This window comes from Psychrobacter sp. APC 3279 (genome assembly GCF_030407795.1).
Lineage (GTDB): Bacteria > Pseudomonadota > Gammaproteobacteria > Pseudomonadales > Moraxellaceae > Psychrobacter.
On sequence record NZ_JASDCR010000001.1, the window covers coordinates 219,157 to 235,699 of the forward strand.

Below are 16,543 nucleotides of genomic sequence, written 5' to 3' on the forward strand. Positions count from 1 at the left end.
CGTCTATATACTATATGAAATAATTATCCGTGCAATCATAGCTTAAAACGCTTTAAATGTTAATGGCTCAGCTCTGAAAAGGCGCATAGTAAGGCCATATTGAACATTTATTATAAAAATAGTGCCATCAATAATATGATTGTAGCGTTCATTATAACTGGCATTTGCCTGATTACGCTTATCAATCAGCGCTTGCTTTATGACTGAGCAGACACCATATGACTGATATACGATTTTGTAAGAAATAACTTCGATAAAATTTCGCTTAAAAAAATGTAGCAATATCGATATATTAGCAGCCGATTTATTAACAGTCGATTTGGTAAAAACATTTTGGTGTAAACATTAAGGACGACGATATGACTGATAGCAATACGGACAACAATACTAACTATGACAATGGTCTCAAGGTACGCACTGAGGTGATGGGTGAGCAGCATGTCAAACGCTCGCTTGATGCTGCCACAGGATTTACCCAACCGCTGCAAGACTGGATTATCGAACACGCTTGGGGCAGCACTTGGCAAGATGACTCAGTATTACCACGCAAGTATCGCTCGTTAATCACTATTGCCTTTTTAATTGCTCAAAAAAGCCCAAACGAGTTGAAAGGACATATACGCGGTGCCATTAACAATGGGGCCAGTGTTGCTGAGATTAGAGAAGTGCTCATGCATAGCTTGCCGTACTGCGGTGCACCTGCTACTCAAGAAGCGTTTCGCGCTGCCATAGATATACTGAATGAGTTGGAAATCGATATAGATATTTAAAACTATGGTCGTCCGAGCAATCATAGTAATCTTAACAATATTGTTTAAAAATTGACGACCAAATTTCTGCTATAATATCTGCACTCATAAAACATTCTGATAATTCCATAAACCCTTATAATATAAAGGGTTAAGAGATAACTCCATTATGACAACTGCCGTACAAACACATGTACCTGCTGCTAAGGCCAAACCAAAAAAAGCCATCCAAGGCGAAAAGCTACGTGGCTATGACAAAGTTGCCCGTATCCCAATTAAGGTGATTCCAACTGTCGAGGCAAAGAAAAAGCCTGATTGGATTCGGGTAAAAATGTCCTCGCCTGCTGAAGTCGCTCGTATCAAAGCGACCTTGCGTGAGCAAAAGCTTTATACCGTTTGTGAAGAAGCGGCCTGCCCTAACCTGCCACAGTGTTTCGCTGATGGTACAGCTACCTTTATGATCATGGGTGATATCTGTACGCGTCGCTGCCCATTCTGTGATGTAGGACATGGTCGTCCTAATGAGCTAGACAAGGATGAGCCGCGTCATACTGCTGAGACGATTCAAGGTCTACAGCTTAAGTATGCCGTAATCACCTCTGTCGATCGCGATGATTTAAAAGACGGCGGTGCTGGACATTTTGTGGAAGTCCTAAACGAGTCAAGAGCACTTAGCCCAAACTGCTTGATTGAAATCCTAGTACCAGATTTCCGTGGTCGTATGGATATCGCTTTGGATTTATTGACAGAGACTGCACCAGATGTGTTTAACCACAACATCGAAACGGTGCCACGTCTATACAAGGCCTTCCGTCCAGGTTCTGACTATCAGCATTCACTAGATTTGCTTAAGATTTATAAAGAGCGTCGTCCTGATATCGCCACCAAGTGCGGCTTTATGGTTGGTCTTGGCGAGACAGAAGAAGAGATCTATGCCCTACTCGATGATCTAAAAGCTCATGATGTAGATATGATCACTATCGGTCAGTATCTACAGCCTAGTAAAAACCACGCGCCTGTCGATCGTTATGTTCATCCAGATGAGTTCCAACGCTATATGGACTACGGTAAAAAGATTGGCTTCTTTAGTATTTGGGCAGGCCCAATGGTACGCTCAAGCTACTTTGCAGATCGTCAGTACTATGGCGAAGATTGCCCAGCACCTATCCGTAGCAAAAAAGCATTAGAAGCTGAAGGTAAACTTGGCTGCTAATTTAGCAATAAAGTGATGTGAAAGTAGTTGCAAATAACAGTAGCTAAAACATTTCTTAAGAATATTAAAAAGGGTGAATAACAAATTTGTTATTCACCCTTTTTTTGAGCTTTGTTAGTTTTAAGAATGATTAAACCTAACGCTTTACACGGTTAAAGTTGGCGTTGGCTTTCCAGCTGTTTTTAGATTGAATGCAGCAATACCGAGGACAATAACTCCTCCTACGATGCCCGTGATCATTTCAGGGTAAATCAGTAACAAAGCGCCAATAGCTAAGATGACACGAGTCACCGTATTCATACTGCCTCTAAAGTACCCTTCAAGTGCTGAGCTCAGCGCAATGACACCAGTTACTGAAGTCACTACCACTGTAATGATATCTACAATAGGTGGCAGCGGGAAATCTTTTGCCGTGACTGCTAAACCGGTTGGATCTATCATCAACATCGTTGGATTATAGATAAACATAAACGGCACGATGAATCCCGCGAGGGCAAGTTTGAGGGACAAGAACCCTGTTTTCATCGGATCTCCACCGGATATCCCTGCACCTGCAAAGGCTGCGAGACACACAGGTGGTGTAATATTGGCAAAGATACCAAAATAGAAAACAAACATGTGCGCTGACAAGATTGGAATATCAAAACCGGCCAATGCTGGTGCAGCCATCGTCGCCGTAATGATATAGGCAGGAATAGATGGTAGCCCCATGCCCAAAACCATTGATGCCAACATCGTTAAGATAAGCGTAAAGAATAGCGATCCTGCACCTAATGTGACGATAGATGATGTCATCACCGTACCAAAGCTGGTCAGACTCACAACCCCAATGATAATACCGACGACCGCACACGCAGCCATAACCGCTAATGACTGGCGCGCACCATCTTCTAATGCACCCAAAATATCAGAAAAACTCATGCGCGTTTCGGCACGTAGCATACTGATCACAACGGTAAAGCCAATGGTATAAGCTGCTGCATATCCCACAGGTACGTTTCTAATCAATAAGAAAATCAAGAAGACAATCGGCAATAGCATGTGACCGCGGGCTTTTAGTACTTCTTTGACCGCTGGTAGATTTTCTTTAGCAATACCTTTTAGATCGCGACGTCCAGCGCGGAAATGTACCTGCGCAATGACGCCTAAATAGTACAAGATCGCTGGTAATAATGCTGCTAAGGCAATCGTGCTATACGGTAAGCCTGTTGTCTCCGCCATAATAAAGGCACTGGCACCCATAATCGGTGGCAAAATCTGTCCACCAACCGAAGCACTGGCTTCAACTGCACCTGCGAAATCTTTGTGATAGCCGACCTTTTTCATCAACGGAATGGTAAAGGCACCCGTACTAACCACATTTGATAAAGCTGAGCCATTGATACTGCCCATAAAGCCACTAGAGATGACTGCTACTTTTGCAGGGCCGCCCTTCTTATGACCAGCGATGGCCAATGCCAAATCATTAAATAACTGCCCCATTCCCGAACGTGCTAAGAATGCACCAAAGAGAATGAATAAGAAAATGAATGTTACCGATGCCCCAATCGCGACAGAATATAAACCTTCTGTTTTTAAGAACAATTGACCAAAAATATCACCCATATCATAAGGACGAGTCAAAAGCCTATCAGGCATAAAATCTAAATGACTGACAAATGGATAGGCCAAAAATATACCTGCCAAGATTGGCAAAATCCACCCAGTGATACGGCGACTGCCTTCTAGTACGCAGACTACCGTAATCAAGGAAAATATCACATCGACCTGATTGGCCATACCGCCACGCGAGGTCACGATATCTTGATATTCATAGATGAGATAGCCCATACCGGATAGAGACAGGGCAAACCAAATCCAGTCATACCATGCCACTCGCTTGCGGCTGCTTCTTTTGCTGGCTGGAAAAATTAGGAATATCAATGCAAAACCAACGCCCACGTGCACAGAGCGCTGCAACAGTGCTGGCATTGGATTAAAAGTGATATATAAATGAAACAGTGAATAGAGTATACAAATGCCAGCGATAAAATATTTTACTGGTCCTTGAGTGATATGACGCGTGATTGACTCTCGGTCATATTTTTCCAATACTGCTCGGTTGACCGCATCCGCCTCAGCATCGTTATCAACTTGCGCATCTGGCATGGTAGTCACACTACCTTGATCCGTCACTTGGGAGTTCATGACAAAAGTCCTTTTTAAATCTATCAATTAAATCATACGTCTTAGGCATGATCACCACTTCAGAATAGTCTGGCACCCACTGGTGAATCAAGAAACGATGACCACCATAATCCATTTCCCCTTTGGTCAGTCTAGATACGACCCAATTAAGGTGAGGCAGTTTTTCGTTGATTTGATAACCCAGATAGCCAGGCTTTTGTATAGGAGCGAGCATTTCGGTGGAGGGTGTCCCTGCACCGAATGCTTCAAAATAGGTCGTGGTCAATAACAGCTCAGCACCTTCTGTACTGCTGCCGTCTATGCGTTGATACTGCTCTTCCCACCACTGTTTTTCTACAGAATGTATCCAACGTAGCTGAAAGTCAGGCTCAGTAAAGTAACAAACTTTATCATCAGCACCGTCTACGCCTGCGACTCGCACTTCAACGACAGACTGAAGCGTAAAGCCTAACCATAGCGTAAAAAAAAACAGCGCTGCAATAAATGCCGCGCCAGTTAATAACCACAATGAATTACTTGGCTGCTTGTTCGTCATAGTACTTTTTAGCTCCAGGATGGATTGGGGCTACCATGCCATCACGAGCGGTTTCTAGACTGATATCATTGGCCGCTTGGTGAGCTGTTTTTAGACCATCTAAATTATCGAACAATGCTTTGGTTAGTTTATAACCATCCGCTTCAGATAGATCAGAGCTAACCAATAGTGCATTCATGATTGCTGCAGTTGGTACGGCTGTTTCGTTGCCATAAGTGCCAGCAGGAATCTCAAAGGTTTTGAAGTAAGGCTTGGTCGCAATGATTTCTTTTAGCTTGTCTTGGTTGATAGTGACAATCTGTAAATCTAAGCCTTGCTCTAACTCCATCAAAGATGAGTTTGGTAGGCCACTACTAAAGAATGCCGCTTCAATCTTACCTGCTTTCATACCATCAGCAGCTTCAGCAAAGCCTAGATAATCAACGGTGACATCATCATACGTGATACCAAACCCTTCAAGTAAAGTACGAGCATTGACTTCTGTACCAGAACCTTGATCGCCTACAGCAATACGCTTGCCTCGTAAATCTTCAATGTTTTTGATACCAGATTTTTTTGAAGTTACGATTTGCACGACATTAGGGTACAAAACAGCAATCTGCTGAATGTTAGTGATTGGCTGCTCAAAGTTGTTTTTACCTTCGACAGCATCTGTCACTACGTCACTTAGTGCCAAGACCATGTCGACCTTGCCCTGGGTCAATAGATTGACGTTTTCGACTGATGCGCCAGTGGTTTGAGTTTTTGAGTTTACGCCAAAGGTTTTGACATAGACTTCAGACAATGAAGTACCAATGATATTGTAAGGGCCAGACGCACCGCCAGTAGCGATGGTCAAAAACTTAGTATCAAGCTTATCTGCTGCAGTATCTGTTGCCGCGCTATCTGCAGATGCAGTATCACTGCCCTCTGAGCTTGGAGATGAGCATGCAGTTAGACCTAGTGCGGCACTCAACATAGCTGACAAAAGTAATGGGGATTTTAAAGAATTAAGCATTGAATTCATCCTTGAAGTAATCGGTTTTGTGCGTTTAACAATATCCGTATTTATACATAAATACGTTACAGACGAGTAATAATATAGTAATTCTGTCAATAAATAAACCTTAGCTTACTTTCTCTTTTTCTTTCAATACCTTATATTTAAAGCTATCAGAGAAAATATAGGGCATTCATTAATTAAGCTAACATATACGTATGTTTTGCTATGCGAAACAAAGTTCCATTTAATAAATATTAAAACAAAAATTGTCGCTATTGTAAACCTTTATCGATATCTGGAAAATATCGTCATATCGCATTATTTCTTAGGAATTTTTAGATATAGCAAATTAATAAGGACTCTCGATTTATAACTATCTCGATTTATAACTATAAGGACAAAAGTTCTGCTATATTTTATCTGAGCTATTTTTTGGTTCAGGATATTATATGGCACTAGTCTGTGTCTCTCTTTTATTAATCTACTCGGATAGTCCTTATGACAATACCTCACACGGAAGTACTGGCAACGTTATCTGCTGATATTGCTATCATCGGTGGCAGCGGTCTCTACCAAATGTCATCACTGACCAACAAACGCAGTGTGACAATACAGACGCCTTATGGCAGTCCATCTGATGATATTGTCTTAGGTGAGCTTGAGGGAGTGACAGTCGCATTTCTAACACGGCATGGTCAGGGCCACAGACTGACCCCGTCTGAAGTGCCTTATCGAGCCAATATCTATGCGCTAAAAACGCTTGGGGTACGCTATATCGTCTCCGTATCAGCAGTTGGCTCTCTACGAGAATCGCTTAAGCCACTAGATATGGTCGTGCCTGATCAAATGATCGATATGACCAAGCAGAGAGTGAGTACCTTTTTTGGTGAAGGTGCCGTCGCTCATGTATCGATGGCAGACCCACTATGCCCTGCCCTAGCAGACATATTGACGCGCGCTTATGACCAAGCAGATATTGCAGAAGGTAGCAGTCATTCTAAAGCAACTTATGTCTGTATCGAAGGGCCTCAATTCTCAACTCGGGCAGAGTCAGAATGGTATCGTCAGATGCAGGCAGATATCATTGGCATGACCAATATGCCAGAAGCTAAATTGGCTCGTGAAGCCAGTATTGCTTATGCCACGTTAGCTCTGGTGACAGACTTCGACTGTTGGCATCCGACGAAAGAAGCCGTGAGTGCCGACTATGCTATAAAGAACCTCATGAAAAATTCGGACAATGCTCAAAAAGTGATTAAAGAAGCTGTTGCTTTGATTGCCGCTGAACTACCTGACTCAATCGCTCACAATGCTCTTGCACAAGCATTGGTCACACCTATAGATGCGATGGACGAGCATACCAAAATCAGATTGGCCGCCTTGCTAACGTGACTTTAATGCGTCTTTTCCATTTTGAACTAAATACTTTCAATCGGTTTAGTCTTAATCTGCCTTCAATCAAGTCAAAAAAAGGCCATTATCTAAAATAATGGCCTTTCTTATAATTTAGCATGTATATTTGAATTTATGCTAAATACATCACTTTGATATCAGCAACAACCACCTGCACCAGATGCTAACATCATAGGTTGAGTAAATGGCATTAGCTCACCGCAACCCGCAAAAATACCGTAGTGATGACTGTCATCACCGATAAACTCAAAATGCGGCGCAAAGCGTGACTCTTGTAGCATGCGAAACGTATTGCCACATACTGGAAATACTCGACCAGCTTCGATAGCGTGATGTTTATCTAAATCAAGCCGATGCGGTGACTGCTCGATAGTTCCTTTATATATCACCGCTTGTCCGTGATCTTCGCAAGCATCCTCAAGCGAGTCGATTTTAAATAAGCGGTAAGTTGCAGAAAAAAACTGAATATTACCAATTTTAGCCGCCAATGTAGGATCTGTGATCTCAAGTGGGCGATCTTCAACCAAACGTACGTCTAAGAAACCTGCATCTCGTGACAAACGGTTAAAATCCTTCCAATACAACGCGCCGCTCAAACATTCGCCATATAAGACTGGGTCATCAATCAAGTGTTGCGGGATACGGCGATCGGCATAGACATCAGAAAAATAAAACTCCCCACCAGGTTTCAGTAAACGCTGCACACTAGCCATGACCGCGGCCTTGTCTGGTGATAGATTGATAACGCAGTTTGAGACGATAATATCGAAGCTATTAGCCTCAAGGTCTAGTTCATCTAGTTTCTCGATATAGCCGTGCAAAAATGTCACATTATCATAGCCAAACTTATCGATATGATAGGCTTGATGCTGTCTGGCAACGGATAGCTGCTCATCGGTCATATCAACACCGACTACATGGCCACTCTCACCAACCAATTGTGCTAGTGCATAGACATCTCGGCCTGAACCACTGCCCAAGTCTAAAATTCGGCAGCCTTCAAGCAGTGCTGGACACACCAGACCACAGCCGTAATAACGACTCAATACTTCATCGTGAATATTTGCGAGTAATGGCTTGAGCCACTCAGGCATATTGCTAATATCACAACAAGCCGAAGTCTTTAAATCATTGGTACTCTGTAACTCTTTTCCATAGTAATTTTGCACGACGTCATGCATAACAATATCCTTATTGAATGTGCCATCCAGTTAAAAGTCTTAGTAAATCATCTTAGAATATGCAACTACGTTAGTGAGTTTATTGACCTAGTTATCAATTATCCTTTATCAGCTATTATCAACCTAAATATTGACGTGAGAATCTAGCCAGCTTGACGGTAAATGCACTAAATCTTTAGGCTCATCAATATCATGCAAAGGGTCAAATAATGCCAGTCTCCAGCCTAATGCCGCCATGCGCTGCTCAGTGACAGCGGCTACACTAGCCGTACTCCAAACAATGTCCGAAAACAGGCTTTCATTAACTTGTCTAAACCCTAGCAGTACATAACCACCATCAGTCGCTGGAATCATGACCGCATCGTGTTGATTTAGCTGCTGTATCGCTGTCTGAATACGTGCTGTCGTAAGACTAGGACAGTCCGTACCAATTAATACAACCTTGTCAAAACGTTGCAATGCTTGCTGACTGGCTATCAACATACGTAAACCCAAATCACCGTCGGCCTGCGCAGACCAACGCAACGAGTCAGGAAAATCAAGCGCTTGCCAACATGGATCTGTTGGTGCTGGACTCACACATAACTCGACGGAAAAGCCCGTATCAACGGTCTGCTCAATACTATGCAATAATAGTTGCCTTGCCATACGTGCAGCGCCATCTACCCCTAGCGCTGGCTGCAAACGGGTCTTCGCCTTATTAGGCGCTGGATATTTTGCAAACAGAATGATGCAGGTATCTTGCTGTCTTGCAGATAAATCAGCTGTCACTATAACGGTCTCTCAATTGGTCAAATGTACAAGGACGAACTCTTTCTTCTTTTGTCTATCATATTTATAAACCAAACAACTTCACTGCTTATAGTAGCGTTGCTTTAAGACGTCAGGCGATACGCCGCGCCAATAATCAAAGCGCAAATGCCACATCAAAAAAATCGTCCGCCACGTGCCATGCTGCTGCCAACGCCGCGCTGAAGTCGTGACTTTACTCTTTAGACAAGCTGGTCGAGCAATTTTCTTTAGCCGTTTACACAGTTCGATATCTTCCATCAGTGGCTGATCAGGATAGCCACCAATCTGCTCAAACACGGACTTTTTGATAAATATTGCTTGATCACCAGTAGCTATACCCATTGAGCGTGAGCGCTGGTTTATCATTAATCCGACGATTTTTAACAATGGCTCACGACTGTCTAAGCGCACATCGAAACGTCCCCAGTCATACTGAGCTACTGCCTGTTGAACGTTGTCTATCGCGTCAGCTGGCAGCTCGGTATCAGCATGTAAAAATAGCAGCGCATCACCTGTTGCTAACATAGCGCCCGCATTCATTTGCTGAGCGCGTCCTACCGTAGATTCGATAATATGCCAGTCGATAGCTGATTGGGTAGCCTCTATACTTTTGAGCACACTGTCGGCGATAGCAACCGAACCATCCACTGAGCCACCATCGACCAATATCACTTGCTGCGGTGCCGGATCGAGACGGACAATATGAGCCATAAGCTCAGGCAAGTTGTCCGCTTCATTTAACAATGGAATAATGATGGAGAGTTTCAATGGATATACCGTCACATTAATCAGCGATTAAGATTAAAAACTGGCTTATTTCTTATTCAAATTCCAGTTGTAATCGGTATAGCTTATTTTTATCTTGCCTTGTTTAAGATCCGCTGTCTGAGCGTTACTCAATCCTAATGATGAGCTATAACGACCCAAAAACCCTGCCAAATCTTTTGTACCGCGCCAATTGGTTGCAAAGTCTTCTTTATACCATTTAAAAATTGGTGACACTCTTAGCGTATCGCCTTTAAGACTGTTTCGGCTACTGTCTGCTAAAAACTTAGACGTTGCCTGCTCTAACTGACTGTCTAAACGCTTGCCGGTAAAGGCATCATCTTGCAATGCAGGGCAACCGATACTGGCACAATTGACCGCAAAGTGAATGCGCGGATCGTTATAGCGTTTAGAACCACGAATGAGGTTGTGCTCGATATCATCAAGTGAGCGCGTTTTACCAAGTAGCGAAACAAACTCTTGCTTCCATGGTGACCCAAACAGTCCGCCAATATCTTTGATAGATTTGACGTTTGGATATTCCGTCAATACCAAATCTACCGTACCAGCGTTGTAAACATTAATTAAAAATGCCAACTGCTCGTTTTTACTCCAACGATTGAACTCTGATTGAGATACCTTGCTCGTCGCTTCCAGATAGCTTGTCAGCTTACTTTGATCTGCTTTCATGCCAGCATAATTGACCACTGAAGCTTTGCCACCGTTGGTCATGGTCACATGCTTATTTAATAAGCTATCCCAGCTCTGATGGTTGAAGTCAGCATGAGCAGCCATGCTTGCTAATAAAATAGTCGTGGCAATCACTGGTTGGGCGAAAAACGTCTTCGCTGAAAAGTTAAATACTGACATAGGACTTACTCCGTTTACACTGATTGTTTTTTCTCTAAATTTTTACGTATGCTAAAAGCACCTATGTTTAAAGTGCTTACATTAGAACGGCTAAGGCGTGTCTGCCAACGCTAGCTCTACCGTCTCTTCTTCTAACGCGCCGCCACAGCTACTGCCCTGTCCTGCTGTACAGCCATAGCAATGGTCAGCAATGGCAATGGCATCACCAGACGGGTTTTGCGTTAACAAATCACTTAGGTGTCGCCGTGCCTTGTTGGGGACAGGTATCTCTAACTGCTGATTGAAATCACAATCAAACAGCTCACCCAACCAATTGACACTAATGGTCGAACGGCACATGACCTCGGCCAAATTGGCAGCCATATAATTAGCTTTGAGCAAATCCATATACGGGTGGAACTGGTCTTTCGCCAATAGCACCGCACCAAAACGCTGAATCGGCATATTGGTTAGGGCAAACAGATGATTAAACTCGATATCAAAGTGCGCTTTTAACTCACGCTTATAATCTGCTTCAAGCTGCTGTTGATTGGGCGGCAGCGTCGCGCCTTGTGGGTTGTAAACCAAGTTTAATGTTAAATTTGAATCAGGCTTGCCATACCCCAGCTGATTGAGCTTCTGCAACCCCAATATACTGTCATCAAACGCACCTTTGCCGCGCTGTTTGTCTACATTTTCTAAGGAATAACAAGGCAAAGACGCCACCACTTCAACTTGGTTGTCTGCTAAAAACTGCGCCATATCCTCATAACCCTCTTCCATCAGAATGGTCAGGTTACAGCGGTCTATTACTTTGACACCTAATGCCCGAGCGGCCTTGACCAAATACTTAAAATCTTCATGCATTTCAGGCGCACCGCCCGTCAAATCAAGTGTATCGATGTTTTGTGCTTGTAATATCTCTGGTATCAGCTCAACCAACTCACGTGACATCATTTCAGTACGATAGGGGCTAGCAGCCACATGACAGTGCACGCAGGACATATTACATAAGTAGCCCATATTGACTTGTAATATCGTCAATTGACGTCGTTTTATCGCTGGAAAATCAGTATGCTCAAGTAGCTCGATAGTTGATTTCATGGTGGTCTAAAATCCTGTTAGCAGTACAACTAAAAAAGGATAGCAACGTGACATTAAAGATTAGAAAACATAGATAGCGCATTGCTTTTACTGTTTATTTTCAAAACTTACAACGTAAAACTTGATTGCTCACTTTACGGTTTATCTAATCAATCATACCTGATTATCAATAAGCATTGACAACTAATCACATGGATTTTATGGTTTATTCCAAATGAGCATTAACCTTGGTTAGTCCTTATCAGCTTCGATAAAACGCTTATCAATATACTTCTTAAGATGCCATACCCAGCGGCCTTGTAGGTTTACATTACCCCAACTACCAATGGCGTATTTATCACCGCAAGACAGCAGATATAGCGTGCGTGATTTTGGCTGATAGCTTTTCATTACGTTGTCACCCAGATAGGCCAATAAATTATCGGCTTCGACAGCACCACCATGCACCGAGTGAACCCCCGAGTGCGCCACGTATTTATCGATTCGTGTCGCTACATCACCAACCGCAAACACATTAGAATGAGAGACGCTCTGTTGCTTATCGTTTACCGCGACAAACCCATCACCTTCTGTCTCCAAATCCGTAGAAGCTGTCCATGCCGAGCCTATGACGCCAGTCGCAGCGATGACAGCATTTATGAGCAATGATTTATGCGTAGTTGATAATTTGCCATCACGATAATCGGTCGCTCGTTCTCGAACTATCGTAATGTCATGACGATGTAATTGCTTAATAACCCGTTGTCGAAAGCCTGAGTTAAACCCTGACAATAGATTCTCACCGCATACTAATGTCACCTGATGATTACGATTGATGTTCCGTAGCGTGACTTGGGCTGCCATCACCAACTCTATGGCCGCAGCACCTGCCCCAATAATAGCCAATTGATACTTTTCAGACTGCTGAGCGGCTTTTAGAATCCGCTGCCATTGGGTGATAAATGTTGATAACGGTCGTATGGCAATCACGTTAGTATTAGCAGCGCCAGTATTGTTATCGTCATTATCGCTTCCGTACTCGTTGTAGCTATTGTGGTCAGGTAGCCAACGCATGTCTGTATCTGCACCCGTATTTAGAGACAAGACATCGTAGTCAAAATCCGTTTGTTCATCGCCAGTCGTAACCACCTTATTTGACGCTGCGTTTACTTGTACAAGCGATTGCTGAATAAAGCGCACACCTGCTCGCACACAAAGCGATTTGATATCAATACTGATATCATGCAACTGATAATGCCCTGCCATCCAACCCGGTAACATGCCAGAATATATCGTTTGCGGTTGCTCACTAATTAAGTGAATGTCCGCATCTATAGTATCGGCATCTTTTAAACGCGCTGCGCTAAGTCGGCGTAACATGCCAATGTGAGCATGACCTGCGCCTGCCAATAGTAATGTCTTTTTCGATGAAAATTTCGTCATAGATGATTTTATCAAGGCGGTTGGTTGCTGTTAGTGTTTGATTGAATGTTGATTGATATAAATGACTTTAAAAACTCATTTAAAAGTATCATATAAATAAGACCAGTCTATTGCGGGCAAACAGTAAGAGCGTAAATGACTTATGTGATTCATGTGACTTATACAGATTCAATCATAGTCACTGCGTTAACCGTTATTAGTAGAACGATATTTTGTATAACTGAATTAAAATCATAAAATAAGATGAAATTATTTATCATCGCCCAGTACAATAGGACATTATAAGAGCCGCATGATAAATTGCGTTGCTTGACACATTATTTGAGAAACATCGTCAAAACCGTTAATGAAAATTATAAGTAATCAAGGAACCTTACATGAGTACCAACATCGATACCAGTAACGATCACATTTTGTCTTCTGACAATATTCACTACTTGCACCATGACTTTTTTGAACCAAGTAGCAAAGACGTCGAGATTAGCGCGACTTTACTGATTGTGCATGGCATGGCAGAGCACAGCGGGCGCTATAGCGATTTTGCACAGTTTTTAGCAGACAATGGTATCGCTGTGGCGACTTATGACCATTTGGGTCATGGACAGACTATCAAGACTGAGGCCGATCTTGGGTTTTTTGGTGAAGAGCATCCGGTACAGTCGCTTTTGAAAGACGTGATTGTGATGGCCGATAGCCTAAAAGACCGTCATCCAGACGTCCCGCATTTTGTGATGGGTCACTCGATGGGCTCATTTATCGTGCGCAATGTACTTAAACATCATGCGCATAATTTCACAGGCGCCATTCTAATGGGTTCCGCAGACGCCAACCCACTAGCTAAGGTGTTATTACCTATTAACAAGCTACTCGCCAGAGTCGCCCCAAGACAACCGAATACAGTTTTTGCCAAGGTGATGAACAAAGTCCTTAACAGCCAACTACCTGATCGCAATTCGTCCTCACAGTTTGCGTGGCTCAGTGAAAATACCGCAAACATTGAAGCCTATGAAGCCGATCCTAAGACTGGTTTTGACTTTACCAATAATGGCTTTATGACATTGTTTACGCTTATGGATACTGGGCTGAATAAAAATTGGGCTACTACTATTGCCAAAAACTTCCCAATGCTATTTATCAGCGGTGAAGATGATCCGATTGGCGAAATGGGTCGCGGTATACGTAGGGTTGTCACGCGTTTGGACAAGCGTCATTTCAGTCATGTCGATATTCAGCTGTATCCTAATATGCGCCATGAAGTGCTGCATGAAAAGGATAAACAGACCGTTTATCAAGATATTTTAGAGTGGATAGAGACCAACACGACAGACGATTAAATCATGATAAATGAGTTGTTTTGAGAGGATACCTGAAAACAACTCATTCAATATTTTCATAATAAGACCCTCAACGCGTTTGCTAAAAGCGGTCAAATTAGCGACAATACGGCAAGCAAGTTTTTGGACCAAGCCATACCTTGAATTTTCTTTAGGCTGGGTCATATAAGTCTTTAACCATAACATTAAGATCACCCTCCCTTTCATTCATTTTAGGAACCTTTATGTCATTACAACAAACCATCGAACAAGCATTTGAAAATCGCAACGAATACAGCCCAGCCAATATGTCACAAGACGTGCGTGATGCTATCAATCAAGTACTTGAGCAACTAGATAACGGTAGCCTGCGCGTAGCAGAAAAGAAAGATGGCGAATGGGTTGTCAATCAGTGGGCCAAAAAAGCCGTACTATTGTCTTTCCGTCTAAACGACAACTACGTCCAAGCCGCTGGCGAACACGTACAGTTCTATGACAAAGTACCAACTAAATTTGCTAACTGGACCGAAGCACAGTTCAAAGAAGCAGGCGTCCGTGTGGTACCACCAGCCGTTGCTCGCAAAGGTTCATATATCGCAGCGGGTGCGGTATTGATGCCATCATACGTCAACATCGGTGCGTATGTCGATCAAGGCGCGATGGTTGATACGTGGGCGACCGTTGGCTCATGTGCGCAAATCGGCAAAAACGTGCATCTATCAGGCGGTGTTGGTATTGGCGGTGTTTTAGAGCCATTACAAGCCAACCCAACCATCATCGAAGACAACTGCTTTATCGGTGCGCGCTCTGAAATCGTTGAAGGCGTTATCGTTGAAGAAGGCGCTGTCATCTCTATGGGTGTCTACATCGGTCAATCGACGCGTATCTATGATCGTGAGACTGGCGAGATTCATCGTGGCCGTGTACCAGCAGGTTCTGTTGTCGTACCAGGTAGCTTACCGTCAGAAGATGGCACGCACAGCTTGTACGCTGCTATCATCGTGAAAAAAGTTGATGCGCAAACTCGTGCAAAAACATCAGTAAACGAGCTATTACGCTTAGCCTAAATATTTGGCAAGTACCGTTATTTATTGAATAATATTGTTTTATATGAAGATGCTGGGGGATGACCCAGCATCTTTTTTGCAGCTTAATATAACGCGTTACGTTATAATCCTCTTTTAGTTTGGCTTTATACAAACACAAAATCATTCGTACCATCCCCTGCCTTTTTATTACGATTGATAAGCGCTTCATCGTCTTATCGACCTTTAACTGTATTTGAAATATTATGAGTGAATCATCATTACGCACCGCCGCTATCCCTGTCACTGACCCTGAAGCAGGGTTGCGTCTGACTGAGATTTTTTATTCCTTACAAGGTGAGGCAATCACCTCAGGCTTGCCGACGATATTTGTGCGTCTAACAGGCTGTCCGCTGCGCTGCGTCTATTGTGATACCGAATATGCTTTTACTGGCGGCGAACGTCAATCATTAGAAACCATCATAGAAACCATCAAAGGTTATCCGTGCAAGCGTATCTGTCTGACGGGCGGTGAACCGTTAGCACAGCCAAATGCCATTGAATTGATGAAACGTTTGCTGAGCGATGGGTATGAGATATCCCTTGAGACCGCAGGCGCGCTCACGGTAGAAAACGTGCCAGCAGCAGTCAGCAAGGTAATGGATCTCAAAACACCAAGCTCAAGTGAAGTCGATAAGAATCTATGGTCAAACCTCGACTATCTCACTCAGCATGACCAAATCAAGTTTGTCATTATGAATCGTACAGATTACGACTGGGCAAAAGCTAAATTGACCGAGTATAAGCTAAACGAATTGGTCGGTACGGTATGGTTCTCTCCAATGTTTAATGTCGCAAATGATGTCGATGAACAGCTAAGTCCTGAAGTACCTGTATTGGCGCGCGAGCTAGCAGAATGGATGTTGGCTGATGCCTTGCCAGTTCGCTTTCAGCTGCAATTGCATAAGATCATTTGGGCAGATGCCAAAGGCAAGTAACTATCAGCAAGTAAC

The 16,543-nt window shown here is 43.2% G+C and carries 15 protein-coding genes; 6 read left to right on the forward strand and 9 right to left on the reverse strand.

Translation table 11 applies throughout. The features are described from left to right. Positions 1 to 359: 359 nt before the first annotated feature. Together QL898_RS00735 and lipA are read left to right on the forward strand one after the other, a co-directional pair. Positions 360 to 770, forward strand: coding sequence for a carboxymuconolactone decarboxylase family protein (locus QL898_RS00735; protein WP_179798307.1), 411 nt, complete (start codon positions 360 to 362; stop codon positions 768 to 770). Between the two features lie 148 nt (positions 771 to 918). Beyond that, complete coding sequence (gene lipA, locus QL898_RS00740; protein ID WP_057760861.1) at positions 919 to 1,962, forward strand: lipoyl synthase; 1,044 nt, start codon at positions 919 to 921, stop codon at positions 1,960 to 1,962. 144 nt (positions 1,963 to 2,106) lie between these two features. Here the strand turns inward: lipA and QL898_RS00745 are convergent, their stop codons facing one another. Genes QL898_RS00745 through QL898_RS00755 form a run of 3 tightly spaced genes read right to left on the reverse strand, consistent with a single transcriptional unit; the run spans position 2,107 to position 5,681 of the window. Further along, complete coding sequence (locus tag QL898_RS00745) at positions 2,107 to 4,110, reverse strand: TRAP transporter permease (protein ID WP_290175491.1); 2,004 nt, start codon at positions 4,108 to 4,110, stop codon at positions 2,107 to 2,109. A gap of 10 nt (positions 4,111 to 4,120) precedes the next feature. Then, the gene (locus QL898_RS00750) at positions 4,121 to 4,684 is read right to left on the reverse strand and encodes a DUF1850 domain-containing protein (RefSeq protein ID WP_290175464.1); all 564 of its coding nucleotides are present in this window, start codon (positions 4,682 to 4,684) and stop codon (positions 4,121 to 4,123) included. Then, the gene (locus tag QL898_RS00755) at positions 4,662 to 5,681 is read right to left on the reverse strand and encodes a TAXI family TRAP transporter solute-binding subunit (RefSeq protein WP_057760864.1); all 1,020 of its coding nucleotides are present in this window, start codon (positions 5,679 to 5,681) and stop codon (positions 4,662 to 4,664) included. Before QL898_RS00755 ends, QL898_RS00750 begins: the two co-directional genes overlap by 23 nt. A 483-nt stretch (positions 5,682 to 6,164) precedes the next feature. On the opposite strand from QL898_RS00755, the gene mtnP reads away from it, so the two are divergent. After that, positions 6,165 to 7,058 (forward strand): S-methyl-5'-thioadenosine phosphorylase, encoded by an 894-nt coding sequence (gene mtnP / locus QL898_RS00760; RefSeq protein ID WP_201549150.1) that lies wholly within the window; start codon positions 6,165 to 6,167, stop codon positions 7,056 to 7,058. Between the two features lie 158 nt (positions 7,059 to 7,216). Here mtnP and QL898_RS00765 read toward each other — a convergent pair whose 3' ends face one another. From QL898_RS00765 to QL898_RS00790, 6 genes are all read right to left on the reverse strand, one after another. After that, the gene (locus QL898_RS00765; RefSeq protein WP_290175465.1) at positions 7,217 to 8,260 is read right to left on the reverse strand and encodes a methyltransferase domain-containing protein; all 1,044 of its coding nucleotides are present in this window, start codon (positions 8,258 to 8,260) and stop codon (positions 7,217 to 7,219) included. 123 nt (positions 8,261 to 8,383) lie between these two features. After that, positions 8,384 to 9,031: a TIGR04282 family arsenosugar biosynthesis glycosyltransferase gene (locus QL898_RS00770; RefSeq protein ID WP_201549146.1), complete on the reverse strand. Its 648-nt coding sequence runs from the start codon at positions 9,029 to 9,031 to the stop codon at positions 8,384 to 8,386. A gap of 81 nt (positions 9,032 to 9,112) precedes the next feature. Beyond that, positions 9,113 to 9,835, reverse strand: a complete 723-nt coding sequence (locus QL898_RS00775) for a TIGR04283 family arsenosugar biosynthesis glycosyltransferase (RefSeq protein WP_160020972.1) — start codon at positions 9,833 to 9,835, stop codon at positions 9,113 to 9,115. 30 nt (positions 9,836 to 9,865) lie between these two features. Next, the gene (locus tag QL898_RS00780; RefSeq protein ID WP_201549142.1) at positions 9,866 to 10,687 is read right to left on the reverse strand and encodes a DUF547 domain-containing protein; all 822 of its coding nucleotides are present in this window, start codon (positions 10,685 to 10,687) and stop codon (positions 9,866 to 9,868) included. Positions 10,688 to 10,777: 90 nt separating this feature from the next. Next, a complete protein-coding gene (gene arsS, locus QL898_RS00785; protein WP_201549140.1) occupies positions 10,778 to 11,770 on the reverse strand; it encodes an arsenosugar biosynthesis radical SAM (seleno)protein ArsS in 993 nt (330 codons plus the stop codon). 231 nt (positions 11,771 to 12,001) lie between these two features. Continuing rightward, a complete protein-coding gene (locus QL898_RS00790; RefSeq protein WP_290175466.1) occupies positions 12,002 to 13,192 on the reverse strand; it encodes an FAD-dependent oxidoreductase in 1,191 nt (396 codons plus the stop codon). Between the two features lie 377 nt (positions 13,193 to 13,569). Between QL898_RS00790 and QL898_RS00795 the strand changes: the two genes are divergently transcribed. The 3 genes from QL898_RS00795 to queE all read left to right on the forward strand — a co-directional run bounded on the left by QL898_RS00795 (position 13,570) and on the right by queE (position 16,528). Beyond that, positions 13,570 to 14,526: an alpha/beta fold hydrolase gene (locus QL898_RS00795; RefSeq protein WP_057760879.1), complete on the forward strand. Its 957-nt coding sequence runs from the start codon at positions 13,570 to 13,572 to the stop codon at positions 14,524 to 14,526. A 224-nt stretch (positions 14,527 to 14,750) separates the two neighbouring features. Next, on the forward strand, positions 14,751 to 15,572 hold the full coding sequence (gene dapD / locus QL898_RS00800; RefSeq protein ID WP_290175467.1) for a 2,3,4,5-tetrahydropyridine-2,6-dicarboxylate N-succinyltransferase: 822 nt from the start codon (positions 14,751 to 14,753) through the stop codon (positions 15,570 to 15,572). A gap of 224 nt (positions 15,573 to 15,796) precedes the next feature. Beyond that, a complete protein-coding gene (gene queE / locus QL898_RS00805) occupies positions 15,797 to 16,528 on the forward strand; it encodes a 7-carboxy-7-deazaguanine synthase QueE (RefSeq protein ID WP_290175469.1) in 732 nt (243 codons plus the stop codon). The last annotated feature ends 15 nt before the right edge of the window (positions 16,529 to 16,543 follow it).

Bases quoted from the DNA above. Each gene is read 5' to 3' on its own strand.
- QL898_RS00795 (WP_057760879.1), top strand. From the start codon at position 13,570: ATGAGTACCAACATCGATACCAGTAACGATCACATTTTGTCTTCTGAC.
- QL898_RS00780 (WP_201549142.1), bottom strand. From the start codon at position 10,687: ATGTCAGTATTTAACTTTTCAGCGAAGACGTTTTTCGCCCAACCAGTG.
- QL898_RS00765 (WP_290175465.1), bottom strand. From the start codon at position 8,260: ATGCATGACGTCGTGCAAAATTACTATGGAAAAGAGTTACAGAGTACC.
- lipA (WP_057760861.1), top strand. From the start codon at position 919: ATGACAACTGCCGTACAAACACATGTACCTGCTGCTAAGGCCAAACCA.
- queE (WP_290175469.1), top strand. From the start codon at position 15,797: ATGAGTGAATCATCATTACGCACCGCCGCTATCCCTGTCACTGACCCT.
- dapD (WP_290175467.1), top strand. From the start codon at position 14,751: ATGTCATTACAACAAACCATCGAACAAGCATTTGAAAATCGCAACGAA.
- mtnP (WP_201549150.1), top strand. From the start codon at position 6,165: ATGACAATACCTCACACGGAAGTACTGGCAACGTTATCTGCTGATATT.
- QL898_RS00750 (WP_290175464.1), bottom strand. From the start codon at position 4,684: ATGACGAACAAGCAGCCAAGTAATTCATTGTGGTTATTAACTGGCGCG.
- QL898_RS00790 (WP_290175466.1), bottom strand. From the start codon at position 13,192: ATGACGAAATTTTCATCGAAAAAGACATTACTATTGGCAGGCGCAGGT.
- arsS (WP_201549140.1), bottom strand. From the start codon at position 11,770: ATGAAATCAACTATCGAGCTACTTGAGCATACTGATTTTCCAGCGATA.
- QL898_RS00735 (WP_179798307.1), top strand. From the start codon at position 360: ATGACTGATAGCAATACGGACAACAATACTAACTATGACAATGGTCTC.
- QL898_RS00755 (WP_057760864.1), bottom strand. From the start codon at position 5,681: ATGCTTAATTCTTTAAAATCCCCATTACTTTTGTCAGCTATGTTGAGT.
- QL898_RS00745 (WP_290175491.1), bottom strand. From the start codon at position 4,110: ATGCCAGATGCGCAAGTTGATAACGATGCTGAGGCGGATGCGGTCAAC.